Annotated in this window: 24 protein-coding genes and 2 pseudogenes; 15 read left to right on the top strand and 11 right to left on the bottom strand. The window is 71.1% G+C overall.

What is annotated here, in order from left to right; all coding sequences use genetic code 11:
* Positions 1-40 precede the first annotated feature (40 nt).
* The 5 genes from ABLM29_RS07105 to trxA all read left to right on the top strand — a co-directional run bounded on the left by ABLM29_RS07105 (position 41) and on the right by trxA (position 5,316).
* On the top strand, positions 41-2,011 hold the full coding sequence (locus ABLM29_RS07105) for a protein kinase family protein (RefSeq protein ID WP_349713320.1): 1,971 nt from the start codon (positions 41-43) through the stop codon (positions 2,009-2,011).
* Entirely contained in the window at positions 2,001-2,777 is a 777-nt protein-coding gene (gene sigM / locus ABLM29_RS07110) for an RNA polymerase sigma factor SigM (protein ID WP_349713322.1), read from the top strand. The genes ABLM29_RS07105 and sigM overlap by 11 nt, the downstream gene beginning before the upstream one ends.
* Before the next feature lie 15 nt (positions 2,778-2,792).
* Positions 2,793-3,653 carry a hypothetical protein gene (locus ABLM29_RS07115; protein ID WP_349713323.1) on the top strand — a complete coding sequence of 287 codons (861 nt, stop codon included), beginning with the start codon at positions 2,793-2,795 and terminating at the stop codon, positions 3,651-3,653.
* Between the two features lie 174 nt (positions 3,654-3,827).
* A complete protein-coding gene (gene trxB / locus ABLM29_RS07120) occupies positions 3,828-4,808 on the top strand; it encodes a thioredoxin-disulfide reductase (RefSeq protein ID WP_349713325.1) in 981 nt (326 codons plus the stop codon).
* Between the two features lie 184 nt (positions 4,809-4,992).
* A complete protein-coding gene (gene trxA / locus ABLM29_RS07125; RefSeq protein WP_349713326.1) occupies positions 4,993-5,316 on the top strand; it encodes a thioredoxin in 324 nt (107 codons plus the stop codon).
* Between the two features lie 44 nt (positions 5,317-5,360).
* Here trxA and ABLM29_RS07130 read toward each other — a convergent pair whose 3' ends face one another.
* The gene (locus ABLM29_RS07130) at positions 5,361-6,017 is read right to left on the bottom strand and encodes a GNAT family N-acetyltransferase (RefSeq protein ID WP_349713328.1); all 657 of its coding nucleotides are present in this window, start codon (positions 6,015-6,017) and stop codon (positions 5,361-5,363) included.
* A gap of 96 nt (positions 6,018-6,113) precedes the next feature.
* Between ABLM29_RS07130 and ABLM29_RS07135 the strand changes: the two genes are divergently transcribed.
* Together ABLM29_RS07135 and ABLM29_RS07140 are read left to right on the top strand one after the other, a co-directional pair.
* Positions 6,114-7,328 carry a pyridoxal phosphate-dependent aminotransferase gene (locus ABLM29_RS07135; protein ID WP_502889185.1) on the top strand — a complete coding sequence of 405 codons (1,215 nt, stop codon included), beginning with the start codon at positions 6,114-6,116 and terminating at the stop codon, positions 7,326-7,328.
* 97 nt (positions 7,329-7,425) lie between these two features.
* Positions 7,426-8,196 carry a lysophospholipid acyltransferase family protein gene (locus ABLM29_RS07140; protein ID WP_349713330.1) on the top strand — a complete coding sequence of 257 codons (771 nt, stop codon included), beginning with the start codon at positions 7,426-7,428 and terminating at the stop codon, positions 8,194-8,196.
* A 306-nt stretch (positions 8,197-8,502) separates the two neighbouring features.
* On the opposite strand, the gene ABLM29_RS07145 is transcribed toward ABLM29_RS07140, so the two are convergent.
* The 8 genes from ABLM29_RS07145 to rpmH all read right to left on the bottom strand — a co-directional run bounded on the left by ABLM29_RS07145 (position 8,503) and on the right by rpmH (position 13,807).
* Positions 8,503-9,543 (bottom strand): ParB/RepB/Spo0J family partition protein, encoded by a 1,041-nt coding sequence (locus ABLM29_RS07145; RefSeq protein ID WP_349713331.1) that lies wholly within the window; start codon positions 9,541-9,543, stop codon positions 8,503-8,505.
* Positions 9,540-10,490 carry a ParA family protein gene (locus tag ABLM29_RS07150; RefSeq protein WP_349713332.1) on the bottom strand — a complete coding sequence of 317 codons (951 nt, stop codon included), beginning with the start codon at positions 10,488-10,490 and terminating at the stop codon, positions 9,540-9,542. Before ABLM29_RS07150 ends, ABLM29_RS07145 begins: the two co-directional genes overlap by 4 nt.
* Positions 10,491-10,639: 149 nt before the next feature.
* Positions 10,640-11,314 carry a 16S rRNA (guanine(527)-N(7))-methyltransferase RsmG gene (rsmG, locus tag ABLM29_RS07155; protein WP_349713333.1) on the bottom strand — a complete coding sequence of 225 codons (675 nt, stop codon included), beginning with the start codon at positions 11,312-11,314 and terminating at the stop codon, positions 10,640-10,642.
* A gap of 86 nt (positions 11,315-11,400) precedes the next feature.
* Positions 11,401-11,901, bottom strand: a complete 501-nt coding sequence (locus ABLM29_RS07160; RefSeq protein WP_349713354.1) for a Jag family protein — start codon at positions 11,899-11,901, stop codon at positions 11,401-11,403.
* A 71-nt stretch (positions 11,902-11,972) separates the two neighbouring features.
* Positions 11,973-12,941: a membrane protein insertase YidC gene (yidC, locus tag ABLM29_RS07165; RefSeq protein WP_502889187.1), complete on the bottom strand. Its 969-nt coding sequence runs from the start codon at positions 12,939-12,941 to the stop codon at positions 11,973-11,975.
* A gap of 36 nt (positions 12,942-12,977) precedes the next feature.
* The gene (gene yidD / locus ABLM29_RS07170) at positions 12,978-13,265 is read right to left on the bottom strand and encodes a membrane protein insertion efficiency factor YidD (RefSeq protein WP_349713337.1); all 288 of its coding nucleotides are present in this window, start codon (positions 13,263-13,265) and stop codon (positions 12,978-12,980) included.
* Positions 13,262-13,630 (bottom strand): ribonuclease P protein component, encoded by a 369-nt coding sequence (gene rnpA / locus ABLM29_RS07175; RefSeq protein WP_349713338.1) that lies wholly within the window; start codon positions 13,628-13,630, stop codon positions 13,262-13,264. Before rnpA ends, yidD begins: the two co-directional genes overlap by 4 nt.
* A 39-nt stretch (positions 13,631-13,669) precedes the next feature.
* The gene (gene rpmH, locus ABLM29_RS07180; RefSeq protein WP_349713340.1) at positions 13,670-13,807 is read right to left on the bottom strand and encodes a 50S ribosomal protein L34; all 138 of its coding nucleotides are present in this window, start codon (positions 13,805-13,807) and stop codon (positions 13,670-13,672) included.
* Between the two features lie 530 nt (positions 13,808-14,337).
* Here rpmH and dnaA point away from each other — a divergent pair.
* From dnaA to gnd, 3 genes and pseudogenes are all read left to right on the top strand, one after another.
* Positions 14,338-15,906, top strand: coding sequence for a chromosomal replication initiator protein DnaA (dnaA, locus tag ABLM29_RS07185; RefSeq protein WP_502889186.1), 1,569 nt, complete (start codon positions 14,338-14,340; stop codon positions 15,904-15,906).
* A gap of 503 nt (positions 15,907-16,409) precedes the next feature.
* Positions 16,410-17,549, top strand: a complete 1,140-nt coding sequence (gene dnaN, locus ABLM29_RS07190; RefSeq protein ID WP_349713341.1) for a DNA polymerase III subunit beta — start codon at positions 16,410-16,412, stop codon at positions 17,547-17,549.
* Between the two features lie 67 nt (positions 17,550-17,616).
* Positions 17,617-18,501: pseudogene (gene gnd, locus ABLM29_RS07195) on the top strand (phosphogluconate dehydrogenase (NAD(+)-dependent, decarboxylating)); the annotation flags it as partial.
* Between the two features lie 272 nt (positions 18,502-18,773).
* Here the strand turns inward: gnd and ABLM29_RS07200 are convergent.
* Together ABLM29_RS07200 and ABLM29_RS07205 are read right to left on the bottom strand one after the other, a co-directional pair.
* The gene (locus ABLM29_RS07200; RefSeq protein ID WP_349713343.1) at positions 18,774-19,172 is read right to left on the bottom strand and encodes a DUF2752 domain-containing protein; all 399 of its coding nucleotides are present in this window, start codon (positions 19,170-19,172) and stop codon (positions 18,774-18,776) included.
* Positions 19,169-19,594, bottom strand: a complete 426-nt coding sequence (locus tag ABLM29_RS07205) for an NINE protein (protein ID WP_349713344.1) — start codon at positions 19,592-19,594, stop codon at positions 19,169-19,171. The genes ABLM29_RS07200 and ABLM29_RS07205 overlap by 4 nt, the downstream gene beginning before the upstream one ends.
* A 112-nt stretch (positions 19,595-19,706) precedes the next feature.
* On the opposite strand from ABLM29_RS07205, the gene recF reads away from it, so the two are divergent.
* The 5 genes and pseudogenes from recF to ABLM29_RS07230 form a co-directional block, all read left to right on the top strand.
* Positions 19,707-20,864 carry a DNA replication/repair protein RecF gene (recF, locus tag ABLM29_RS07210; RefSeq protein ID WP_349713345.1) on the top strand — a complete coding sequence of 386 codons (1,158 nt, stop codon included), beginning with the start codon at positions 19,707-19,709 and terminating at the stop codon, positions 20,862-20,864.
* Positions 20,857-21,450 (top strand): DciA family protein, encoded by a 594-nt coding sequence (locus ABLM29_RS07215; protein ID WP_349713346.1) that lies wholly within the window; start codon positions 20,857-20,859, stop codon positions 21,448-21,450. Before recF ends, ABLM29_RS07215 begins: the two co-directional genes overlap by 8 nt.
* Before the next feature lie 270 nt (positions 21,451-21,720).
* Entirely contained in the window at positions 21,721-23,832 is a 2,112-nt protein-coding gene (gene gyrB, locus ABLM29_RS07220; RefSeq protein ID WP_349713348.1) for a DNA topoisomerase (ATP-hydrolyzing) subunit B, read from the top strand.
* Positions 23,833-23,883: 51 nt separating this feature from the next.
* A complete protein-coding gene (gene gyrA / locus ABLM29_RS07225) occupies positions 23,884-26,598 on the top strand; it encodes a DNA gyrase subunit A (RefSeq protein WP_349713349.1) in 2,715 nt (904 codons plus the stop codon).
* Positions 26,598-26,858 (top strand): annotated as a pseudogene (locus tag ABLM29_RS07230) (hypothetical protein); the annotation flags it as partial. The gene gyrA and the pseudogene ABLM29_RS07230, both read left to right, overlap by 1 nt.

Raw genomic sequence — 26,858 nt, forward strand, 5'->3', positions numbered from 1 at the left:
TGGCGATGTGCTGGCCGGCCGTTACCGATTGATCGACCTCTTGACCGAGAGCGCGGGCGGCCGGTTCTGGCGGGCGCACGACGCTGTCCTCGACCGGTCCGTCGCGCTGCACGTCATCTCCGAGGGCGACCCCCGGGCGGACGCCCTGGTGGCGGCGGCCCGGTCCTCCGCGATGGTGCTCGACCCCCGGATCCTGCGCGTGCTCGACGTCGAGACCCGCGACGGGCTCTGCTTCGTGGTCAACGAGTGGGGCACCGGCACGTCGCTGGACATCCTGGTCAACCACGCCGGCCCGCTCCCCGCGCGCCGCGCCGCGTGGCTGGTGGCCGACGTCGCCGACGCCATCGCCCGCTGCCACGCGCAGGGCGTCACCCACGGGCGCCTCAACCCCGAGAACATCCTGATCGACCGGCTCGGCGCCGTGCGGATCATCGGGCTGTGCGTCGACGCCGCTCTGCACGGCCTCCCGCCGGCGCGCGAGAGCGGCGACCTGGCCGACCTCGGCGGGCTGCTCTACTGCGCGTTGACCGGCACGTGGTCGGGGCCGTCCACCTCGGTGGTGGAGCCGGCGCTGGAGGTGCACGGCAGCACGATGTCGCCGCGACAGGTGCTCCCCGGCGTGCCGCGGCCGCTGGACGCGCTGTGGTGCGAGATCGACCATGCCGACGAGAACCACCACCACTGGTGGCGGATCGCCGCAGTGCAGGTCGCCGAGGCGCCCGACGTCTCGAGCGCCCGGGCGATCTACGACCGGCTGATGGAGTTCCTCGGTGACGTCACGGGGCTGCCCGAGGAGCTGGCCTCCTCGATCCCGCCGATCAACGAGGTCCGGCCGGTCACGCTGCCCTCGCTCGCCGACCCGCCGGTGCGGACGGGCCCACGGGTCTCCGCCGCCGCGGGGACGCAGGCGGGGGCGTCGATGCGGACCGCCGAGACGGAGGCACCACCCTCCGAGGACCCGCGCGAGGACCCGCGCGAGGAGCTGGCCGAGACCGCCCAGTCCGCCGCGGCGCGCGCCCGACGGAACGCGCCGACCACACCCACCGAGGGCACGGCGCTCCCCGACCCGGGCCCGGTCCCCCTGGTCTCGGAGCTGCCGACCGAGGCCGGCATGCCGGTCTTCGCCGACGACGAGGACGACGTCACCTGGATGCGGACGCGCAGCACGCCGCCGCCGCCGCCCCCGCCGTTCGAGGAGCCGCCGGAGCGACCGCTGTTCGCGCCCGAGACGCCCGAGGGCGTGGCCGCGCGGCGGGCCCGCGCCGTGGCGCCGATGCCGGAGCCGGCCGACGTGGCCGCGGGTCCCCCGGCTCCCGCGGACCCCGCGCTGTGGGACAGCGGCACCGGCGCGGTGGAGCGGGTCGTCGAGGAGGAGTCCGTCCCGGGGCGCACCTGGCTGCGCGCCGCCCTCCTGGTCGGGCTCGGCCTGGTGCTGATCGTCGCCGTCGCGATCGCGGTCAACCTGGGCCGCGGCAGGACACCGCTCGGCGCGGAGGAGACCGGGCCGACGCGCGGCAGCTCGCCCGCTCCGAGCGTGGCGCCGAGCGTGCTAAGCCCCGTCTCCGCGGTGGACTTCGACCCTCTGGGCGACGGCGAGGAGCACCCGGAGGACTCCTCGTTCGCGATCGACGGGGACCCGACGACTGCGTGGCCGACCCAGACCTACAACGACCAGCTCGGGCCGCCGCCGGGGGCGCTGAAGACCGGGGTCGGCCTGGTGATCGACCTGGGCGAGGTCCGCACCGTCACCGACGTGGACCTCACCTTCGTCGGCTCACCGACGTCGGCCTCGGTGTGGATCAGCCGCGAGACGCCCACGGACGCCCCGAGCGGGACGCCCGTCGCGGAGGCCACGGCGGAAGGTGACACGGCAACTCTCACCCCGGACGGCTCGACCGTCGGAGAGGGATCGACGACCGGCCGCTACCTCCTCGTGTGGTTGACTTCGTTGCCGCCGGTGTCGGGTGGCTATCGAGGCGAGGTCGCGGAGGTGGTGGTGCGTGGTCACTGAGCCGCTCCCGCCCAGCGACCCGGACGACGCCTCCGCGGCGGGCGTCGACGTGCCCCCGGACGAGCCCGCCGACGCGGACCTGCTCGCCGCCCACGTGGCGGGGGACGCCGAGGCCTTCGGCGTGCTGTTCCGTCGGCACCGGGAGCGGTTGTGGGCCGTCGCCCTGCGCACCACCGGCGACCCCGAGACCGCGGCCGACGGGCTGCAGGACGGCATGGTCGCGGCCTTCCGGCGCGCCGGGTCGTTCCGCGGCGAGGCCAAGGTGACCACGTGGCTGCACCGGGTCGTGGTCAACGCCTGCCTGGACCGGCTCCGCGCCGCCAAGGTCCGCCGCGCCGAGCCCCTGCCCGACCAGCTGGACGACCAGGACCGGCTGACCCGCGCGGTCGCGGTCGACGCGGACGGCGACCCGCTGGAGCAGCACCTGCGCTCCGAGCGGCGGTCCCGGGTGCTGGCCGCGCTCGCCACGCTGCCCTTGGAGCAGCGCGCGGCGCTGGTGCTCGTCGACATGGAGGGCTACCCGGTCGCGGAGGCGGCGGCGATCCTCGACTGCGCGGTGGGTACCGTGAAGAGCCGCTGCTCCCGGGCGCGGGGACGCCTGGCCGACCAGCTGGCCGACCTGCTCGGCGACCTCGACGACGAGGGTGAGCAGGACCACGCCGGTCGGACGGCTCCCGGCCGGAACCCAGCGACGCTCCCGCACGTCGGAGCGGGAGGTCGGCGAGGTCCACCGGGGACCACGCCCGCCCCGACCTCCACCCCCTGACGAGGAACCCACTGCATGACCACCCCCCGAGACCGCCCCGGCAACGCGCCTGGCGACGCTGCCGGCCGTGAGGACGCCGTACGACGGCTCCTCGCCGACGCCGCCGATCCCGCGCCACTGCCGCCGGAGGTCGCGAGCCGGCTGGACACCCAGCTGCTCGAGCTGACGGCGGACCGGTCCGCGGAGGCCGAGGCCGACACGGCCCGGGTGGTCCCGCTGTCCTCGCACCGCCGGCGGCGGGTCGTCCAGGCGCTCGTCGCCGCGGCCGCCGTGGTGGCGCTCGTCGCGGTCGGCATCCGGGTGGGGGACGTCGCCCAGCCCGACGCCGACATCATGAGCGCGATCGCGGACGGGGAGCCGGAGCGCGGTGAGGCCTCGGGCGCCCAGCCCTCCGCGGACGAGCTGGACGACCCGGAGGAGCTGGACGGCGCGTTCGGAGCCGAGGCGAGCCCCGAGACGGCGATGGCCGACGACGCGGCGGCCCGGTCGCGCCGGGCCACGCAGCGCCGCGCCCGGGCCGACCTGAACGCCGCGCTGGCGAGCCGGCCCGAACTGCGGTCCCGGCTCACCGTGCGCCGGGCCGACAGCCGGGTGCTCTCCCTGCGCACGGAGCACCTCCGCGGCGAGCTCCTGGCGCTGCGCGGCGCCAACCTGCCGGCCCGCCCCGACTACGAGGCGCGGAAGGTGGTCGCCCCGCGCGGGTTCACCTGCGCCGCCCTCGACCTCGCGGCCGGGTACTACCTGGGCGTGCGCTACCAGCACCTGCCCGCCCTGGTCGCCTACCGCGAGCCGGTCGGCACCACCCAGGTGGTCGAGGTGCTGCGCTGCGGCACCACCGAGGTGCTCCGCTCGGTGACCCTGCCGGTGCTCTCCTGATCCCGCTCGGCGACTCGGGTCGTGTGCCCGAGGACCCGTTCCGTGGTGTTCTCGGGCACACGACCGCGGCGAACGCTGAGAGTCGTGCCACATCTACCTCCGCCCGGGCGTGAGCCGGGGAATCAACGCGCCTACCATCTGGTTGAGATCGCGTACGCCATCGAAGGAGCATCCGTGACCACCGACACCACCACCGCCGAGCCGCGCAACGTCATCGTGATCGGCTCCGGCCCGGCCGGCTACACCGCCGCGATCTACACCGCGCGGGCCAGCCTGCAGCCGCTCGTCTTCGAGGGCTCTGTGACGGCCGGTGGCGCGCTGATGAACACCACCGAGGTGGAGAACTTCCCCGGCTTCCGCGAGGGCATCCAGGGCCCGGCCCTGATGGACGAGATGCGGGCGCAGGCCGAGCGGTTCGGCGCCGAGCTCGTCGCCGACGACGTGGTCGAGGTCGACCTGACCGGCCCCGTCAAGGTGGTCAAGACCGCCACGGACACCTACACCGCGCGCGCCGTGATCCTGGCCACCGGCTCGGGCTACCGCAAGCTCGACCTGCCCAACGAGGACGCGCTGTCGGGCCGCGGCGTCTCCTACTGCGCCACCTGCGACGGCTTCTTCTTCCGCGAGCAGCACATCGCCGTGGTCGGCGGCGGCGACTCCGCCGTCGAGGAGGCCACCTTCCTCACCCGCTTCGGCTCCAAGGTGACGCTGATCCACCGGCGCGACGAGCTCCGCGCCTCCAAGATCATGCAGGAGCGCGCGTTCGCCGACCCGAAGCTCGAGGTCGTGTGGAACGCCGAGGTCGACGCCGTCAACGGCGCGGAGTCGCTCGAGTCCCTGACCCTGCGCGACACCGTCACCGGCGAGAAGTCCGAGCTGCCGGCGACCGGGCTGTTCGTGGCCATCGGCCACATCCCGCGCTCGGAGCTGCTGGTCGGCCAGGTCGACCTCGACGACGACGGCTACGTGCTGGTCGCACCGGACTCGACCGCGACCAACCTGCCCGGCGTCTTCGCCTCCGGCGACCTCGTCGACCGCCGCTACCGCCAGGCGATCACCGCCGCCGGCAGCGGTTGCGCGGCGGCCCTGGACGCGGAGAAGTACCTGGCAGAGCTGGAGTTCGCGGAGGCGACCGCCGCCGCGGCCGCCCGCTGAGCCACCCGGGCCGACGAGGACGCGACCTCGGCGGCCCACCCGCCCGACACCCGCCCCGGACGGGGAACATCGGGCACCGCGGTGCTGTTGACTGGGCAGTAGCCGTGACCACACCAACGTCGACCACCGGACGCGCTCCGGTGGCAGCAACCGGGCCCTCGGGGCCCACGAGAAGGGAACATCCATGGGCAACATCGCAGCTGTGACGGACTCGGAGTTCGAGACCCAGGTGCTGAAGGCCGACAAGCCGGTCCTCGTCGACTTCTGGGCCGAGTGGTGCGGCCCGTGCCGTCAGGTCGCCCCGATCCTCGACGAGCTGGCCGGTGCGCACGGCGACAAGATCACGTTCCTGAAGATGAACGTCGACGAGAACCCGGTCACCCCGGCGTCGTACCGGGTCACCGGCATCCCGACGATCAACGTGTACCAGAACGGCGAGGTCGTCCGCACGATCGTCGGCGCCCGCCCGAAGGCCGCGCTGCTCAAGGAGCTCGCCGAGTTCGTCTGAGCTCGCCGCTGAGCCCACCCAGCACCGCCCGCGCCCCTCGGCGCTCATCGGGCCGGTGACCCCGCCAGGGTCACCGGCCCGTCGGCTTGCCGGATGCCGGCCCCTCCGCCGACCCTGGTCCCCACCGGCGACGTCACGGGCGACGGCCGGACGGCCTCGCGCAGGCGCTCCCAGGTCGCGCCGACCTCGTCGCGCCAGGTGAGCGTCGAACGCAGGTCCATCCTCATCCTGGGCACGCGCGGATGTTGTCGCTGCGTGCGGAACCCGACCCGCGCCAGGAATCCCGCCGGCACCAGCAGCTCACGGTGCACCGACCTGTCGGCGCCCCGCCGGGCGAAGCACTCGATCGCCCGCACGCCCGGGCGGTGCACCAGGTCGGCCGCCATCCCCTGGACCAGCAGCCGGCCGAGCCCGCCGGCCCGGTGCTCCGGATCCAGCCACACGGCGGCCATCAGCACCGCATCCTCGGAGACGGGGGCCGTCGGCTGACGGCGGGCTTCGGGGATCGACTCGGGGGGCCCGTAGACGACCAGCCCGACCGGGTGTCCCTCGACGAGCGCCACGCGCCCGCAGGAGCCCCACTCCCGGAGGCGCTCCGAGACCCACAGCCGTCGGTCGCGGCTTCGCGCCCCGTGCCGCCCGCACGGCGGATCGAGCTCGGCCAGCAGGTCGAGCGTCAGCGGCACCGTCGTCCGAGTCACGCCACCTCACCTCCCTCACCTGCACCGATGGTACGGCGGCGTCCACCCGGCGCGGGCGCGGAAATGAGGTGGCGCGGGGCTGAGAGGATGGGCGTCGTGCGCCAGATCCGACAGAGCAAGAAGTTGCGCGACGTCCGCTACGACGTCCGTGGTCCGATCCTCGTCGAGGCCCAGCGGCTGGAGGCCGAGGGACACCGCATCCTCAAGCTCAACATCGGCAACCCGGCACCGTTCGGGTTCGAGGCGCCCGAGGCGATCCTGGCGGACGTCACCCACCACCTCCACGAGTCACAGGGCTACAGCGACTCCCAGGGCATCTACTCGGCGCGTACCGCGGTCGCCCAGTACTACCAGTCGCGCGGGCTGGTGCACACCGACGTGGAGGACGTCTTCATCGGCAACGGGGTCAGCGAGCTGATCTCGATGGTGCTCCAGGCGTTCGTCGACGACGGCAACGAGATCCTGGTCCCCGCTCCCGACTACCCGCTGTGGACCGGCGCGGTCACCCTGTCCGGTGGTATCCCCGTGCACTACCGGTGCGACGAGGAGAACGGCTGGATGCCGGACCTCGAGGACATCGAGTCCAAGATCACCGAGAACACCCACGCCCTGGTGATCATCAACCCCAACAACCCCACCGGTGCCGTCTACAGCAAGGAGATGGTGGAGGCGCTGGTCGACATCGCCCGCCGTCACGAGCTGGTCGTCTTCGCCGACGAGATCTACGAGAAGATCCTCTTCGACGGCGCGGTGCACCACCACGCCGCGACCGCGGCCGGCGGCGACGTCCTGTGCCTCACCTTCAGCGGGCTGTCCAAGGCCTACCGCGTCTGCGGGTACCGCGCCGGCTGGGTGATGATCTCGGGGCCCAAGGAGGTCGCCGAGGAGTTCCTCGAGGGGCTCACGCTGATCGCCAACATGCGGATGTGTGCCAACGTCCCCGCCCAGCACGCCATCCAGACCGCACTGGGGGGCTACCAGTCGATCAACGAGCTCATCGTCCCCGGCGGGCGCTTCTACGAGCAGGCGATGCTGGCCGACCGGCTGCTCAACGAGATCCCCGGGGTCTCCTCGGTCCGTCCGAGCGGCGCCCTCTACTGCTTCCCGCGGCTGGACCCCGACGTCTACCACATCGAGGACGACCAGCAGTTCGTCATCGACCTGCTCCGGGCCAAGAAGATCCTGGTCACCCACGGCACCGGGTTCAACTGGCCCGAGCCCGACCACTTCCGCCTGGTGACGCTGCCCGACGTGGAGATGCTCGAGGAGGCGATCGGCCGGATCGGGGAGTTCCTCGCCACCCGCCGCTGACATCCGGGCGCGCGGGCACACCCTGGCCCGGGGGTGTCAGACTTCGGGGCAATCCCCGGCGCCCGCGGGCGCACCGCCGTTCGGAAGAGGCATCCCCGTGCTCGACATCGTGTATCCCCCGGTCATCGTGACCGCGAAGGCCGCGTTCCGGCTGCTCGGACAGAACATCCAGCTCTCCGGGACCGAGAACGTCCCCCGGGAGGGCGGCGTGCTGCTGGCGGTGAACCACATCGGGTACGTCGACTTCATCTACGGCGGCCTCGCCGCGCACCCCTCCAAGCGGCTGGTGCGCTTCATGGCGAAGAAGGAGGTCTTCGACCACCCGGTCGGCGGGCCGGTGATGCGCAGCTTCCACCACATCCCGGTCGACCGGGGCGACGGCATCCCGTCGATGAAGAAGGCCGTCGAGTTCCTCCAAGCCGGTGAGGCCGTGGGCATCTTCCCGGAGGCGACCATCTCCCGCTCCTTCGAGCTGAAGGAGTTCAAGACCGGCGCGACGCGGATCGCGGCGGCCGCCGGCGTACCGGTGGTGCCGGTGGTGCTCTGGGGCACGCAGCGGATGATGACGAAGGGTCACCCGAAGGACTTCGGTCGCGGGAAGTCCATCGCGGTCCGCGCCGGCACACCGCTCCACCCGACCGGTGAGGACCCGGTCGCCGACACCGCCGAGCTGAAGGCCGCGATGGCGCAGATGCTCGACGAGGTCATCGCCGCCTACCCCGCCGAGGAGCAGCCGCCGGGATCGTGGTGGCTACCGGCCCGGCTCGGCGGCGGCGCGCCGACGCTCGATGAGGCTCGCGAGCTCGAGCTGGCCGAGCGCAGGGAGCGCGCCCGGCGCAAGGCTGAGAAGCGCAAGGGCTCGAAGTAGGCGTGTCGACATGTCGATGTGCTGATACGTCGATATGTCGACATAGCGATTGATCGGCATCCCGAGCCTCCGAAGGGCCGGAATCCGCCGATTTCCGGTTCTGTGAGAGCGATTCTGAGCGAAGTTGCCTTCGCTCGATGAGAGCCGGTTCGCTCAGAATCGCTCCTGACGAAGCACAATCTGGCCCTGCCGGTGGTTGAGGTGCGAGCGAAGCGAGCCTCGAAACCACCCGACAACGAACGCCGGGCCGGCAGGAGTCTCCTGCCGGCCCGGCGTTCGCGATCCGGGTCGTGCGCCCGGTCTGGGTCAGACGATCCGGTCGGACCGGTTGCGCGGGTCGATCAGGTCGACGATCCGCTGCAGGTCGCCGGTGTTGGCGAACTCGATGGTGACCTTGCCCTTGCTCCGGCCGAGGTCGACCTTGACCCGCGTCTCGAGCCGGTCGCCCAGCCGATCCGCGAGCTCGGCGAGTCCGGGGGCCGACGGCTTGGTCCGCTTCGCCCGCGGGGCCGCGCCACTGCCGGTGTCGCCGACCGTCACGATCTCCTCGAGTGCCCGGACGCTGATCCCCTCGGCGACGACCCGCTGCGCGAGCCGGTCCTGCGCGTCCGCCTCGGTGACGCCGAGCAGGGCGCGGGCGTGGCCGGCCGAGAGGACGCCCGCGGCCACCCGACGCTGGACCGCGGGGCTCAGCTTCAGCAGGCGCAGCGTGTTGCTGATCTGGGGGCGCGAGCGACCGATCCGCTGCGCCAGCTCCTCGTGGGTGCACGAGAAGTCCTCGAGGAGCTGCTGGTAGGCGGCCGCCTCCTCCAGCGGGTTCAGCTGGCTGCGGTGGAGGTTCTCCAGGAGGGCGTCGCGGAGCATGTCGGTGTCGTCGGTCTCGCGGACGATCGCGGGGATCGTGTCGAGTCCGGCCGACATGGTCGCCCGCCAGCGCCGCTCGCCCATGACGAGCTCGTAGGCGTCGCCGTCACGGCGCACCACGACCGGCTGGAGGAGACCCACTTCCTTGATGGAGTGGACCAGCTCGGCCATCGCATCCTCGTCGAAGACCTGCCGAGGGTTGACGGCGTTGGGTCGGATGCCGTCCACCGGGATCTCGGCGAAGTAGGCGCCCTCGACGGCCTTGAGAGCCGAATCTTCGATCTGAGGGCCGTTCCCCCGATCGGCGGACCCCGGGTCCACCGATCCGCTGGCAGGCCCGCTCGCGCCAATGTCCGCATGGTGGGCACCGGCGTTGACAGCCGGGCTTCCCGTCGGGAGCGGTACGGCGACCGCTGGCGGGGCGCTCGGGATCAGCGATCCGAGGCCCCGACCGAGGCCCCGACGGGGTGCGTTGCTGCTCATGAACCGATGCTCCCTCGGGTGACGATCTCGCGCGCGGCCTCCAGGTAGCACAGCGCGCCGGGTGAGGTGGGGTCGTACGTCATCACCGTCTGTGCGTAGGACGGCGCCTCCGAGACGCGCACGGAGCGCGGGATCGCGGTGTTGAGCACCTGGTCGCCGAAGTGCTCCCGCACCTCGGCGGCCACGCCGGCAGCGAGGCGGGTCCGGCCGTCGTACATGGTCAGCAGGATGGTCGAGACCGCCAGCTCCTGGTTGAGGTGCGCGCGCACCATGTCCACCGTGTTGAGCAGCTGACCGAGCCCCTCCAGGGCGTAGTACTCGGCCTGGATCGGGATGAGCATCTCGGCCGCCGCGACGAGCGCGTTGAGCGTGAGCAGGCCGAGCGACGGCGGGCAGTCGATGAGGACGTAGTCGAAACGCTCGTTCCCGACCTCGGCGCGCGAGCCGACCCGCGGGTGGCCGAGGATCGCCTTCTTCAGACGACCCTCGCGAGCCACCACGCTCACGAGCTCGATCTCCGCGCCGGCGAGGTCGATGGTGGCGGGGACGACCCACAGGCCGCTGATCTCCGGGCACTCGACCGCGATCTCGGCCAGCGGCGTGCCCTCGACGAGCGCGTCGTAGGTGGAGGAGACGCCGCGGTGGTGCTCGATGTTGAGCGCGGTCGAGGCGTTGCCCTGCGGGTCCAGGTCGATCACGAGCACCCGCTGGCCGAGCTGCGTCAGCGCGGCGGCGAGGTTGACGGTGGAGGTGGTCTTTCCGACGCCGCCCTTCTGGTTGGCGACGACGAAGACCCGCGTCGACTCCGGTCGGTCGAGGTACTCCTGGGGGATCCCCTGGCGCGTCATGACCGTCGCCTGGGCGGCCTTGGCCAGGGGCGTCAGGTCGTCCTCGAAGTGGTCCGCCATCTCGGCGAGCTCGGCCGCGGTGCGCACCTGGCTCACCACCTCGGGACCGGATGTTCCACGTGAAACAGACACGTCATGCTCTCCTCGCACCGGACCCCCGGTCTGTGGATAACTACCCACGTCCTGTGGACGTACACGCTCAGCGGGAAGCCCCGCGTCGGTGGAAAACCCTGCGTCGTGCCGCTCGCTCATGCGTCCCCCCTTCGCTTCCCCTGGCGCCGCTTGCTACGCGCACGGGCGCCGGCCTTCGCGGCTCCGGCGCCCTGAGGGCGCAACGATACTCGCGGACCGCCCGACCAGCGCACCCGGACCAGCCGAACCGCGCCCGCGTCCGGATCCCCGATCTCCTCGACGTCAGGTGGCGCACAGCCCCAGGCCTGCAGCGCCTCGGACGCGCCCTCGATCTCGTCCTCGGCAGAGGAGCCCTTCATGACGAGAAGCGCGCCATCCGCGGCGACCAGCGGCATACCCCAGGCGATGAGGTTGCTCAGCGCCGAGACGGCCCGGGCGGTCACGACGTCGAACGATTGTTTCCCGTGAAACGCGTCCGCCTTTCCGCGCTCCACCGTCACGTTGTCCAGCCCCAGCTCGGCCACGACCTCCTCCAGGAAGGTCGTCCGCCGCAGCAGCGGCTCGATCAGCGTGAAGGACACGTCCGGACGGGCGATGGCCAGGACCAACCCCGGGAGGCCGGCACCGGAGCCGATGTCGGCGACCCGCTGGCCGGTGGCGAGCGCTGGTGCCATCAGCACACAGTTCAGCAGGTGTCGGTCCCAGATCCTCGGAGCCTCGCGGGGTCCGATCAGACCCCGCACGACTCCCTCGGTGCACAGGAGGTCGGCATAGCGCGCGGCGAGCGCCACGCGCTCGTCCCCAAATAGACGCGCGGCCGCGGGGGGGACGGCGTCCCCACCCACGGCCGCGCCTACGGCTCGTTCCACGTGAAACGTCAGTCGCTCACGGCGTCCGGCAGCACCACGACGTACCTGCGGGGCTCCACGCCGGCCGACTCGGAGGTCAGGCCCGCCGCGGCAACCGCGTCGTGCACGATCTTGCGCTCGAACGGCGACATCGGCTCCAGCGAGACCGGCTCGCCGGACTCCCGGACCTTCGCGGCCGTCTCCTCGCCCAGGACCGTCAGCCGGGTCCGCTTGTCCGCGCGAAACCCGGAGATGTCCAGCATCAGTCGCGAGCGCTCGCCCGTCTCGCGGTAGACCGCCAGCCGGGTCAGCTCCTGCAGCGCCTCGAGGACCTTGCCGTCGCGCCCGACGAGCTGCTGCAGGTCGGCGCCGACGATCGAGACCGACGCGCGGTCGCCCTCGACGTCCATGTCCAGGTCGCCGTCCAGGTCGGCGATGTCGAGGAGCTCCTCGAGGTAGTCGGCGGCGATGTCGCCCTCGCCCTCGAGACGCTCCACGCGGCCACCGCCCTCGGTGCCCGCGTCCGACACCGCATCAGCGACCGTCGCCTCGCCCGCGGCGGCGCCCTCGGTCACCGGGGCCTCCAGTTCGGTCTCAGTGCTCAATTGCCAGCTCCCTTGCTCTGGTTCGGGCGGCTCCCGCCGCCGGAGTTCTTCCGCTGCGCACGGGTCTGCCGCTTGGGCTGCGTGCGCTGGGCGGGACGCTTCTCTTCCGTCTCCTCGGGCTTCTCCTCGGCCTCGTCGACGGGCTGCCCGTGCTTGACCGCCTTCTCGCGGTCGCGCTGGGCCTTCGCGTCGAAGGCGGGGGTGCCGGGAGCCGGGTTGTTCCGGATCACGTAGAACTGCTGACCCATGGTCCACAGGTTGGAGGTGGTCCAGTAGAGGACCACGCCGATCGGGAACGCGACGCCGGTGATGGCGAAGATGAAGGGCAGGACGTAGAGCAGCATCTTCTGCTGCTGCGCGTACGGTCCCGTCATCGCGTCCGCCGGCATGTTCTTCGACATCAGCTGCTTCTGAGTCGTGAACGTTGTCGCGATCATGATCACGAAGAGGACGAACGCCACGACCATGACGAGGGCGTTCGGGTTGTCGCCCCACGTCCGCGCGCCCCAGAAGGAGTCCGCGAGCGGGATCCGGCCGAAGATCTCGGCGCTACCGAACTGCTGAGCCTTCTCGGCGGTCATGAAGCCGTGCGCGGTGCCGTCGGCGGCGCCGTCGAGGATGCGGAAGAGCGCGAAGAAGACCGGCATCTGCAGCAGCAGCGGCAGGCAGGAGGCGAACGGGTTGGTGCCCGCCTCCTTGTAGAGCTTCATCGTCTCCTCGGCCAGGCGCTGCCGGTCGTGGCCGTACTTCTTCTGCAGCTCGCGCACCTTGGGCTGCAGCAGCTGCATGTTCCGGCTCGACTTGATCTGCCGCACGAACAGCGGGATCAGCGCGGCACGGATGGTGACCGTCAGGCCGATGATCGCGAGAGCCCAGCTCATGCCGCCGTCCGCGGGCATGACCAGGCTGAACAGCCAGTGCCACGCGAGCAGGACCGCCGAGATGGCGTAGTACAGCGGCTCCATGATCAGGTTGCCGATGTCGCCGATGATGCCCACTAGTCAGGCTCCTTGAGAGGGTCGGGCCCGGTCGGCGTCCACCGATTCGGGCGTTGCTACGTGGGGGTCATTCTCACGTCTCGGGGGTACGTGGTCGACGCCCCCCGGGTTCCAGGGATGGCACCGGGCCAGGCGACGCACGGTCAGCCAGGAGCCCTTGATCGAGCCGTGCACCCGGATCGCCTCGATGGCGTAGTGCGAGCACGACGGGTAGAACCGACAGACCTGACCGTAGAGAGGGCTGATCACGGTCTGGTAGGCGCGCAGCAGCCCGATCAGCACCCACTTCATGAGCGGACCCGGGACAGGCAGTGCCGGAGGTCGCCGACCAGCTGGTCGTACGACGCCCCGCCGGCCGCCGGGGTGGCCCGCACCACCAGCACGCTGGCGGGCGGGAGGTCGCCGAGGTGGGCGGCCACGGCGTGCCGCAGCCGGCGCTTGACCCGGTTGCGCACGACGGCGCCGCCGACGGCCTTGCTCACCACGAATCCGACGCGGGGGGTGCCGTCGGGGTCGTCCCCGAACAGCACCGAAGCCTCCTCGCCGTTCACGACGAGGAGGTGGGTGACAAGGGTTCGCGAACCCGAGCGTCGGCCCTCACGGCTCGCGACCCGGAACAGGTCCGGGTCCCGGAGCCGCGATCCGGTGGGCAGCACGATCAGCCCCGGTCCAGCCGCGGCCTCGGCACGTCCGAATCAGACGGCGAGGTCCTTGCGGCCCTTGCGGCGACGGCTCGCCAGGATGGCTCGGCCTGCGCGGGTGCGCATGCGCAGTCGGAAGCCGTGCGTCTTCTGACGACGACGGTTGTTCGGCTGGTACGTCCGCTTGCTCACGTCTGGACCTCTCAAAGGGTGTATCGGGAAGGGTCGTCCGGCACGCGACAGCGTCGCGCCCAGTGGTCGGCCGGCACCGCGCAGCCACGCTCCGGAGGCTTCAACCCACCCCGGTCATCGTGGACATGCGGCACCGGTCGACACCAGACGACCGATCTACGGTACGCGGAGCGCCGAGACAGGGTCAAACCCGCGACACCCCCTTCAGGGGACCGCCTCGGGACATTGTCCCGAAACCTGTGGATAGCGGCTTGTCCACCCGTGGACATCGGGTTACTTTCGATCTTCCGGGTTTCCCCGCCGATGGTGGAGCCGCCAGGGCCGGACATCACGTCACCAGCTCCGAAGGAGTTTCAAGAAATCCGGCTGACCTGCAGAAACGTGTTAGGACTGGCGCCTCCGATTGGTCTCGGGGGTGGTCCATGAGTCATCGTGGATCATCGTTCACAGGTTGTGGACAAAGTTGTGGACGCGCTGCAGCGACCACGACCGACCACCAGCAGGCATCCACCACCGGACGAGAGGCACACGTGACCGGGACACCCGACCAGTTCGAGGGCGGCGAGCAGCGCACCGCGACACCCGACGAACGACTCTCCATCGAGTGGCAGCGCCTCGTCAACGACCTGCAGGCCCACCAGCGCGCGTGGCTGCAGTCGAGCAAGCCGGTCACCCTGCACGGGACCACCGCGATCGTGGCGGTCCCCGACGACTTCACCCGCAAGCGGCTGGAGGGCCGGCTGCGGGGCCAGCTCGAGGACGCGCTCAGCGACCGGTTCGGTCACGAGGTCCAGCTCGCCGTCACGGTCGACCCCAGCCTCCAGCACCAGGCCCCGCCTCTCACGGACGGCTTCGACCCGGCCGCCGAGCCAGCTCCGTCGACGCGCGTCGACCCGGCCGCCGTACCTGTCGAACCGGCCGTGGCCGTGTCGTCGGAAGAAATGTCGACAAAGTCACAAAACGACATGTCGTCGATGGCTCCGATCAGCGAGCCGGCACCGCGCTACGAGGCGCCGGAGCCCGCGGCGCCCATGCCCTCGGCGGCGCCCGCCGCCGCCGGCGAGTCCCGGCTCAACCCCAAGTACACGTTCGAGACGTTCGTCATCGGCTCCTCCAACCGCTTCCCCCACGCGGCCGCGGTCGCGGTCTCCGAGGCGCCGGGCCGTTCGTACAACCCGCTCCTCGTCTACGGCGAGTCCGGCCTGGGCAAGACCCACCTGCTGCACGCGATCGGCCACTACGTGCGCACGATCTACGCGGGCAGCAAGGTGCGCTACGTCTCCAGCGAGGAGTTCACCAACGAGTTCATCAACGCGATCCGCGACGACCGGCAGGACCGGTTCAAGCGGAAGTACCGCGACATCGACGTGCTGCTGATCGACGACATCCAGTTCCTGGAGGGCAAGACCCAGACCCAGGAGGAGTTCTTCCACACGTTCAACACGCTGCACAACGCCAACAAGCAGATCGTGCTGACCTCCGACCGGCCGCCCAAGCGGCTGGAGGCGCTGGAGGACCGCCTGCGCAACCGGTTCGAGTGGGGACTCATCACCGACGTCCAGCCGCCGGACCTCGAGACCCGGATCGCGATCCTGCGCAAGAAGGCCGCGATGGACCGCCTGACGGCGCCGTCGGACGTGCTGGAGTTCATCGCCAGCAAGATCCAGACGAACATCCGCGAGCTCGAGGGCGCCCTGATCCGCGTGACGGCGTTCGCGAACCTGAACCGCCAGGAGGTCGACATGACCCTGGCGGAGATCGTGCTGAAGGACCTGATCCCCGAGGGCGGCGAGCCGGAGATCACCGCTCCGCTGATCATCGCCCAGACCGCGGCCTACTTCGGGCTCTCCATCGAGGAGCTCACCGGCCCCAGCCGCGGCCGGCACCTGGTGATGGCGCGACAGATCGCGATGTACCTCTGCCGCGAGCTCACCGGGCTGTCGCTGCCGAAGATCGGCGCCCAGTTCGGCAACCGCGACCACACGACCGTGATGTACGCCGAGCGGAAGATCAACCAGCTCCTCGGCGAGCGCCGCGCTGTCTTCAACCAGGTGAGCGAGCTGACCAACCGGGTGAAGATGCAGGCCCGCCAGGGCTGATCCCCACCTGTGGATAAAACCGTGAAAACGGTGCGAACTACACGGGGAGGATTCGGTGGAGCCGCCGGGTCCGTGCTCCCCAGCACGGCCCGCCTCCACACGAACTTGTCATTCGCCCCGATTTCATCCACACCCGTCATCCACCGGAAAAATCTCGCTGACCAGCGAGAACACTGGATATCCACAGTTTCCACCGGTGCTATGACAACTCCGAGAATTCCTACGACACATCCAACTCGTGAACTTCTCCCGGCCCTCCCCCTGGGGATGAACTACAAGAATCCGGGCGATCCGGGCTCGGCCACGGCACCACAGAGGTCCGAAACAACTCCCGGACCGGGGCCGCGGAACCACAGACTTGGGATTCTCCGCTCACCCGCCCTCGCGCCATCCCATGACAGGCGTGGCAGGATGCACATGCACGACCGACCCATGCAGACCACCCGGACGACGGCCGCCGCAGACCGTCGTCCGCTGCCCTTCCCCTTGAGAGGTACGCAGAAGTGAAGTTCAGAGTCGACCGCGATGTCTTCGCCGACGCCGTCGCCTGGGCTGCTCGCAGCCTCCCCCTCCGCCCCAGCGCGCCGGTGCTCGCCGGGCTGCTGATCACGGCCGGCGACGAGGGCCTCATCCTGTCGACCTTCGACTACGAGACCTCCGCGCGCGCCACCCTGGCCGCCGAGGTGAGCGACGAGGGCAAGGCCTTGGTCAGCGGCCGGCTGCTCGCCGACATCTGCCGCGCCCTGCCCGCCAAGCCCGTCGACGTCTCCCTCGAGGGCGCGCGGGTCACCGTCACCTGCGGCTCCTCGCGCTTCTCCCTGCAGACCATGCCGGTCGAGGACTACCCCTCGATCCCGGACATGCCGGCCGCCTCCGGCGTCGTGAAGAGCGCGGACTTCGCGCACGCCGTCGCGCAGGCGGTGACCGCCGCCGGCCGCGACGACATGCTGCCGGTGCTCACCGGCGTCCGGCTCGAGATCGAGGGCGACACCATCGCGCTCCTGGCCACCGACCGGTTCCGGCTCGCCCAGCGCGAGCTCGGCTGGACCCCCGGTACGCCGGATGCCTCCCTCGCCGCCCTGGTCCCGGCCAAGGTCCTCGCCGACACCGCCAAGGCGCTCACCGCGGGCGAGGAGATCACCATCGCGCTCTCCGCCAGCGGTGCCGGCGACGGCCTCATCGGCTTCGAGGGCACCGGCCCCGGCGGCGTACGGCGCACCACCACCCGTCTCCTGGACGGCGAGTTCCCCAAGGTCCGGAGCCTCTTCCCGAACGAGCGGCTCACCCTGGCCAAGATCGACAAGGCCGAGCTGATCGAGTCCGTCAAGCGCGTCGCGCTCGTCGCCGAGCGCAACACCGCGGTGCAGCTCGCCTTCTCCGACGGCGTGCTCACCCTCGACGCCGGCTCCGGCGACGAGGCGCAGGCCTCGGAGCGGGTCCACGCCGACATCGAGGGCGAGGACCTGGTCACCGGCTTCAACCCTCAGTTCCTGCTCGACGGCCTCGGCGCGATCGACCAGGCCGTGGTCGAGCTGGCCTTCACCCAGGCATCGAAGCCCGTGGTGATCAGCGGTGCCGCCGACGAGGGCGAGCAGGCCGGGACCTTCCGGTACCTGCTGATGCCGCGTCGCCTGCTCAGCTGACGCCGTCCCGACCGCGTCGAGCGCCGCCCACCCGACCTGCACTCAAGGATCCGCACTCACCACACAGGGAGCGACCATGGACATCGGACTCGTCGGCCTCGGCAAGATGGGCGGCAACATGCGCACCCGCCTGCGCAACGCCGGCCACACGGTCGTCGGCTACGACCGGAACCCCGAGATCAGCGACGCCGACAGCCTCGCCGCGATGGTGGAGGCGCTGCCGAAGCCGGCCGTGGTGTGGGTGATGGTGCCCGCCGGGGCGCCCACCGACGCCACGATCGCGGAGCTCAAGGGGCTGCTCTCCGAGGGCGACCTGGTAGTGGACGGCGGCAACTCCAAGTACACCGACGACGCCGCGCACGCAGCGTCGCTCGCCGAGAAGGGCATCGGCTTCGTCGACTGCGGCGTCTCCGGCGGCGTCTGGGGCCTCGAGAACGGCTACGCGCTGATGTACGGCGGCGCCGAGGCCGATGCGGCGAAGGTGATGCCCGCGTTCGAGGCCCTCAAGCCCGCCGACACCCCCGACGGCCTCGTGCACTGCGGCACCACCCCCGGCGCCGGCCACTTCGCCAAGATGGTTCACAACGGCATCGAGTACGCGATGATGCAGGCCTACGCCGAGGGCTGGGAGCTGCTCGAGGCCACCGACATCGTCGACAACGTGCCCGAGATCTTCGCCTCCTGGCGCACGGGCACCGTCGTCCGCTCCTGGCTGCTGGACCTGCTGGTCGACCAGATCCGCGCCGACGAGCACCTGGACAAGATCCGCGGCTACGCCGACGACTCCGGCGAGGGCCGGTGGACCGTCCAGGCCGCGATCGACCACGCCGTCGCGATGCCCACCATCGCGGCCAGCCTGTTCGCGCGCTTCGTCTCCCGCCAGCCCGACTCCCCCGCGATGAAGGCGATCGCCGCGATGCGGAACGGGTTCGGGGGCCACGCCCTTCATTAGGGCGCGAGCGTGTCTTCGCTTCGCTCGACACGCTGCCGCGCTCGCGGTCGAGCATTTCCCGGTGCGAGGTTCGCTGGCGTCTCACCGCGTCTGCACGCGGAGAAGCTAATTCGGTGGTCACCACTCGGGTCGGCGTCGGTGGTCCCAGCTTCAGGCAGGCGCGAGTCGGCACAAACTGACTCGCACGAGGCGCGAGTCGATAGAGAGTTTCTGCCGACTCGCGGATCCCGGTGGTTGAGGTGCGAGCGCAGCGAGCCTCGAAACCACCACCCTCAGGCCGCGACGACCATCCGGGTGAGGGCGAAGCCGAGCCAGGCGGCGGCGAAGGCCCAGGTCAGCGGGTGTCTCGACCAGCGGTCCACGGGTGGGGCGGGCGCGCGTCGTACGCGGGAGACGGCCAGGAGCACCGCGAGCGCGACCACGATGCCGGCCGCGATCGGGCCGAACGGGTGGGCGAGGAACGACTCCCGCCACCAGCCGTGGACCAGGTAGACCCACGACCGGGTCAGGCCGCAGCCCGGGCACGGCAGGCCGGTGAGGCGGCGGAAGGGGCACAGGACCGGGCCGTCCTCGATCGTGGCCGGCGAGGCCAGGCAGGCCACCGCCAGCGCGAGCACCCCGCCGCCGACGAGCACCTCGGCGCTCGTCGGCGACGGGACGCGGACGGTCACCGCAGCGGCCGGCCGTCGGCGTCGGGGACCTTGCGGAGCGTGATCAGGATCGCGTCGACCAGGCTCCAGATGCCGCACCCACCGAGCGTGAGCAGCTTCGCGACGCCGAGCCCGGTGTAGCCGAGGTAGAAGCGGTCGACGCCGAAGCCACCCAGGAACCACGAGAGCAGGACCGTGATCAGCCACTCCTTGTCCGAGAAGAGGCCCGGGACGTCGCGCGCGGCGAAGTACTGCTGGCTCTCCGCGGCGCGGACCGGCGCCTCCGGCTTGAGGGCCCCCGACACCGCCATCTGGGCGAGGGACGGGTAGTCGTAGGGGCCGTACTCCTGGCCGACGACCGAGAGGTAGAACTGGCCGCTCGGGGCGGGCTGCGCGCCGTGGCCTTCGGGGCCGCCGTACGGCGGGTGCGGTGGTTGCGTCATGTCGCGCAGCCTAGGCTGATCCGGACGGACCCCGACTCGGATCGGGGCCGGTTCACCACTGCTTCACGTCACCACCGCGTGACGTCGTCACGAGCCGTCGAGGAGGAGAGCGGTGCACGTCGCCCACCTGACCCTCCACGACTTCCGCTCCTACCCGTCCGTCGACGTCGAGCTCGAGCCCGGGGTGACGGCCTTCGTCGGCCGCAACGGCCAGGGCAAGACGAACCTGGTCGAGGCGATCGACTACCTCTCCCGGCTCTCCTCCCACCGCGTCGCGAGCGACGCGCCGCTGGTCCGTGCCGGCACCGACCAGGCGGTGGTGCGGGCCGCCGTGGTCCGCGACGGGCGCACCGCCGTGCTCGAGGTCGAGCTCAACCCCGGCCGCGCGAACCGCGCCCGCATCAACCGGTCGCCGCTCCCCCGCGCCCGGGAGCTGGTCGGGCTCGTCCGCACCGTCGTCTTCAGTCCCGACGACCTGGCGCTGGTCAAGGGCGACCCCGGCGAGCGGCGTCGCTTCCTCGACGAGCTCCTGGTGCTGCGCGCGCCGCGGTACGCCGGCACCCGGGCCGACTACGACCGGGTGCTCAAGCAGCGCAACACCCTGCTCAAGACGCTCTACAACGCCCGCGGCTCCGCGCGCGACGCCGCGCTCGCCACCCTGGCGGTCTGGGACGACCAGCTGGTCGGGGTCGGCAGCGAGCTGCTCGGCGCGCGGCTGCGCCTCGTCGCGGACCTGGCGCCGTACCTCGGCAAGGCCTACGAGGCCGTGGCGCGCGGCGCCTCCCGCGACGACGCCCGGATCGCGTACGCCGCGACGGTGCTCCCCGACCGCGACCCGGCGGCCGCGGTCCCCGACGCCGAGGAGCTGCGCGCCGCGTTCACCGCCGAGCTCTCCCGGCGCCAGCGCGACGAGATCGACCGCGGCCTGACGCTGGTCGGGCCGCACCGCGACGAGCTGCAGCTCACCCTCGGACCGGGCGACGACGCGCGGCTCCCGGTGAAGGGGTACGCCTCGCACGGCGAGTCGTGGTCGTTCGCCCTCGGACTGCGGCTGGCCTCCTACGACCTGCTCCGCGCCGACGGGGACGACCCGATCCTGATCCTCGACGACGTCTTCGCCGAGCTCGACACGGAGCGCCGCGCGCAGCTGGCCGGCCTCGTCGCCGGCGCCGAGCAGGTGCTGGTCACCGCGGCGGTCCCCGCCGACGTACCCGAGGAGCTGCGCGGGGTCACCTTCCACGTCGCGGACGGGGAGGTGACCCGTGGCTGAGGACCCGACGGAGCCGGTGGGCGACGGCAGCGACGAGGCGCCCGAGGAGCACCAGCCGGACGGACTCGACCTCGCCCGCTCGATGATGCGCGGTGCCGCCGGCTCGACCGGCCCCGCCTCGGCGGCGGCGAAGCGGGGCATCGTGACCGGCGGCCGGTCGCAGGGCGCCCGGAGGCCCGGCCGGCTGCGCCGGGGCGAGACCCAGATGAGCAGCGCCTACCCCGACGGGCGAGACCCGCAGGCGCTCGGCTCGGAGCTGGAGCGGATCATCGGCGACCGCGGCTGGTCGCTCGACCTGCAGGTCCGCGGCGTCTTCGCCCGGTGGGCCGAGATCGTCGGCCCGGAGATCGGCGCCCACTCCACGCCCGAGACGCTCGTCGACGGCGTGCTCAAGGTGCGCACGGACTCCACCGCCTGGGCCACCCAGCTCACGCTGCTCGCCGCCACCGTCGTCCGGCGCCTCAACGAGGAGCTGGGCGACGGCACCGTCACGGTGGTCGAGGTGATCGGCCCGAACGCGCCGAGCTGGAAGCACGGGCGACGCTCGGCACGTGGTTCCCGGGGGCCGCGCGACACCTACGGCTGAGCGGATCCCGGTGACGGTGGCTTCGCGGCTCTGGCGCCGCTGCCGCCGTATCGGGGGTCAAACGGGCCCCTCCGCGTCGCTCCAAACGGCGGTTCTGGGCCTCTCAGGGCCTGTCTGCACCGGTTTGGGACCCCTTCCCAAGGGTGTGAGACGTGTCCATAGGGCCTGTAACGGCTAGAATGCAAGCCAGGCCGGGATCCTGCGCCGCCGGTAGTCACCGGGTGCTCGCCTCGGCCTTCGCCATGTCATCGCATTCCTGAAGAGGTCCGTGTGTCCACTGCCGACCAGCCCACGTCCGCGGCTCCCGAGGAGACTCCCGGTGGGACGGCCACCTCGGTCGAGTACGACGCCTCCGCGATCCAGGTGCTGGAGGGCCTCGAGGCCGTCCGCAAGCGCCCCGGCATGTACATCGGCTCGACGGGTGAGCGCGGCCTGCACCACCTGATCTGGGAGATCGTCGACAACGCGGTGGACGAGTCGCTCGCCGGCTACTGCGACACGATCGAGGTGACCCTCAACGCGGACGGATCGGTCAGCGTCGCCGACAACGGCCGCGGCATCCCGACCGACACGGCGCCCGGCCAGGAGCTGCCCGCCGCGACCCTCGCGCTGACCGTGCTGCACGCCGGCGGCAAGTTCGGCGGCGGCGGCTACAAGGTCTCCGGCGGTCTGCACGGCGTCGGCTCCTCGGTCGTGAACGCGCTCTCGACCAAGCTGCGCCTCGAGGTGAAGAACCGCGGCTACCTGTGGGAGCAGGACTTCTCCCTCGGCGTGCCCGACTACCCGCTGCGCCAGGTCCGTCCCCTCGAGGACGGCGAGCGCACCGGCACCACCGTCTCCTGGTGGGCGTCGCCGGACATCTTCGAGACCACCGACTACACCCTCGAGACCATCTCCACCCGGTTCCGGGAGATGGCCTTCCTCAACAAGGGCCTGCGGATCGAGCTGCGCGACGCCCGACCGAAGGCGGAGGACCTCGCCGACGCCGTGGACGAGGGCGCGATCGACGTCGACGGCGTCGCGGACTCCGCCTCCGAGATCCACGCCACCGACGTCGACGGCCACAAGGCCCTCGAGCAGGTCTTCCAGTACGAGCGGGGCCTGGCCGACTACGTCGACTTCCTCAACCGCAAGAAGACCGTGATCTCCCCGATCATCGCCTTCGAGGCCGAGACCGGCGACGACGAGGCCAACCCGATGAGCCTCGAGCTCGCGATGCAGTGGCAGGCGTCGTCGTACAACGAGTCGGTGCACACCTTCGCCAACACCATCAACACCCCCGAGGGCGGCACCCACGAGGAGGGCTTCCGCGCGGCGCTGACCTCGCTGGTCAACAAGTGGGGCGAGGAGTGGGGCCTGGTCAAGAAGAAGGAGGACCGGCTCACGGGTGACGACATCCGCGAGGGCCTGACCGCCATCATCAGCCTGAAGATCGGCGAGCCGCAGTTCGAGGGCCAGACCAAGGCCAAGCTCGGCAACACCGAGGCCAAGCGCTTCGTCCAGGGCGTCGTCCACGACCACCTCGGCGACTGGATGGAGAAGAACCCCGGCGAGGGCAAGGAGATCATCCGCAAGGCGCAGGCCGCCGCGACGGCCCGCCTCGCCGCGCGCAAGGCCCGCGACCTCGCCCGCAACCGCAAGGGTCTGCTCGGCGGCGGCGGCCTGCCCGGCAAGCTGCGCGACTGCTCCTCCCGCGACCCGGAGGAGTGCGAGGTCTTCATCGTGGAGGGTGACTCCGCGGGCGGCTCGGCGGTGATGGGCCGGGAGAACCGGATCCAGGCGATCCTCCCGATCCGCGGCAAGATCCTCAACGTCGAGAAGGCCCGCATCGACAAGGTGCTGGCCAACCAGGAGGTGCAGGCGATCATCTCCGCCCTCGGCACGGGTGTGCACGAGGAGTTCGACATCGCCAAGCTGCGCTACCACAAGATCGTGCTGATGGCCGACGCCGACGTCGACGGCCACCACATCAACACGCTGCTGCTCACGCTGCTGTTCCGCTTCATGCGACCGCTCATCGACGCCGGCCACGTCTTCCTGGCGCAGCCGCCGCTGTACCGGATCAAGTGGAACAAGCCCCACGCGCACGAGTACGTCTACTCCGACGCGGAGCGCGACGCCGTACTCGCGCACGGGCAGGAGAACGGCAAGAAGCTGCCCAAGGAGGCGCCGATCCAGCGCTACAAGGGTCTCGGTGAGATGAACGCCGACGAGCTCTGGGAGACCACCCTCGACCCCGACCAGCGCGTCCTGCTCCAGGTGACGCTGGAGGACGCCGCCCAGGCCGACGAGATCTTCTCGATCCTGATGGGTGAGGACGTCGAGCAGCGTCGCTCCTTCATCCAGCGCAACGCCAAGGACGTCCGATTCCTCGATATCTGAGTATCTAGCGGATTTCTTAGACATCGATAGAACGCCACAGAGAGAGCAATCGTGACCGAGACCCCCACCGACAACGGTGCCCCCGAGGGCGCTGGCGGCCGGATCCAGCCCGTCGACCTCCAGGAGTCGATGAAGCGCTCCTACATCGACTACGCGATGGCCGTCATCGTCGGCCGCGCGCTGCCCGACGTCCGCGACGGCCTGAAGCCGGTGCACCGGCGCGTGCTCTACGCGATGTACGACGGCGGCTACCGTCCCGACCGCGGCTTCAACAAGTGCGCCCGCGTCGTCGGTGACGTCATGGGTAACTACCACCCGCACGGCGACTCCGCGATCTACGACACCCTGGTCCGCCTCGCGCAGCCCTGGGTGATGCGCAACCCGCTGGTCAACGGCCAGGGCAACTTCGGCTCGCCGGGCAACGACCCGGCCGCGGCCATGCGGTACACCGAGTGCCGGATGGCGCCGCTGGCCATGGAGATGGTCCGGGACATCGACGAGGAAACCGTCGACATGACCCCGAACTACGACGGCAAGACCGAGGAGCCGACGATCCTGCCGTCGCGCTTCCCGAACCTGCTGGTCAACGGTTCGGCCGGCATCGCGGTCGGCATGGCGACCAACATCCCGCCGCACAACCTGCGCGAGGTCGCCGACGGCGCGATCTGGGCGCTCGAGCACCCCGACGCCACCCGCGAGGAGCTCCAGGACGCGCTGATCGAGCGGATCAAGGGCCCCGACTTCCCCAACGGCGCGCTGATCGTGGGCCGCGAGGGCATCGAGCAGGCCTACCGCACCGGCCGCGGCTCGATCACCCAGCGCGCGATCATCGAGGTCGACGAGGACCGGTCGGGCCGCACGGTCCTGGTCATCACCGACCTGCCCTACATGGTCAACCCCGACAACCTGCTGGTGAAGATCGCCGAGCTCGCCGACGCCGGCAAGGTGCAGGGCATCAGCGACGTGCGCAACGAGACCTCCTCGCGCGTGGGCCAGCGGATCGTCGTCGTGCTCAAGCGGGACGCGGTGGCCCGGGTCGTGCTGAACAACCTGCTCAAGCACACCGAGCTGCAGACCAACTTCTCCGCCAACATGCTGGCGCTGGTCGACGGCGTGCCGCGGACCCTGACGATCGACCAGTTCATCAGCAACTGGGTCGACCACCAGGTCGAGGTCATCCGCCGCCGCACCGAGTTCCGGCTGCGGAAGGCCGAGGCCGACGCCCACATCTGGCGCGGACTGGTCAAGGCGCTGGACGCCCTCGACGAGGTCATCGCGCTGATCCGCAGCTCCCCCGAGGTCGACGACGCCCGCCGCGGCCTGATCGAGCTCCTGGAGATCGACGAGATCCAGGCCAACGCGATCCTCGACATGCAGCTGCGCCGCCTGGCCGCACTCGAGCGCCAGAAGATCATCGACCGGCTGGCCGAGCTCGAGCTCGTCATCGCCGACCTCAAGGACATCCTCGCCAACGTGGCGCGGCAGCGTCAGATCGTCATCGACGAGCTCGGCGAGATCGTCGCGAAGTACGGCGACGACCGGCGTACGCAGATCATCGCGGCCGCCGGCGACATGTCGATGGAGGACCTGATCCCCGACGAGGAGCAGGTCGTCTCGATCACCCGCGGCGGCTACGCCAAGCGGACCCGCGCGGACCAGTACCGGACCCAGAAGCGCGGCGGCAAGGGTGTGCGCGGCGCGAGCCTGCGCGGCGACGACGTGGTCGAGCACTTCATCTCGACCACCAGCCACCACTGGCTGCTCTTCTTCACCACGGCCGGCCGCGTGTACCGGACGAAGGTCTACAACCTGCCCGAGGCCTCCCGCGACGCCAAGGGCGGCCACGTCGCCGGCCTGCTGTCGTTCCAGCCCGACGAGTCGATCGCGCAGGTGCTGGCCATCCGCGACTACGAGCAGGCGCCGTACCTGGTGCTGGCCACGCGCAGCGGCCTGGTGAAGAAGACCCGCCTGGCCGACTACAACAGCCCGCGGCAGGCCGGCGTCATCGCGATCAACTTCCGCGAGGACGACGACGAGCTGATCGGCGCCGAGCTGGCCAGCGGCGACGACCACATCCTGCTGGTCTCCCGGAAGGGCCAGGCGATCCGCTTCCCGGCCGACGACAGCCAGCTGCGGCCGATGGGTCGGGCCACCTCGGGTGTGACCGGCATGAAGTTCAAGGACAGCGACGACCTGCTCTCGATGTCGGTCATCCGCGCCGCCGACGTGGCGCACGAGGAGGAGTCCGACAACGTCCAGTACGTCTTCACCATCACCAACGAGGGCTTCGCCAAGCGGACCCGGATCGCGGAGTACCGGGTGCAGTCCCGCGGCGGTCTCGGCATCAAGGCGATGGCGCTCGCCAACGAGGACCGCGGCGTCCTGGTCGGCGCGTTCATCGTCGTCGAGGGCGACGAGATCCTGTCGATCACCGCGACCGGCCAGGTCGTGCGCAGCCCCATCAACACCGACTTCCGGCCGACCGGCCGCTCCACCCAGGGCGTGAAGTTCGTCTCCCCGAAGCGCGGCGACTCCGTGGCCGTCGTGGCCCGCTCCGTCGAGAGCAAGGACGACGACGAGGCGGAGAACGGCGACGAGAACGGCGACGGCGGTGCCGCCCCGGAGGGGTCCGCCGAGGGCGCTACGGCAAAGCCTGAATCGATCGAATCGCCCGTTCAGGGCTCGGATGACACAATCGAGGGGTCCGCGGAGGTGACGTCGGAGCAGTCCGGCGCCCCCGATGGTTCCGCAGAGAGTGAGAGCTGATGACCGAGCGAGTCGAGGACACAGCGATCCGACCCGGCGTCAAGGTCGACGAGGGAAGGGCGAACGGCGCGTCTCCGAACGCGCGCTCCACCCCGGCCGAGACCGAGGAGTCCCCGGCCGGGACCGAGGCGAACGGCACGTCCGCCAAGGCGCCGAAGGGCCCGCCCAAGGACGCACCGAAGGACGCGCCCGCGCCGAAGGAGGCGCCCAAGGACGCACCGGCCAGCAGCCCGGCGTCGCCGCTCCGCCGCCGCGCGGCC

It is taken from the genome of Nocardioides sp. YIM 152588 (assembly GCF_040191335.1).
GTDB lineage: Bacteria > Actinomycetota > Actinomycetes > Propionibacteriales > Nocardioidaceae > Nocardioides.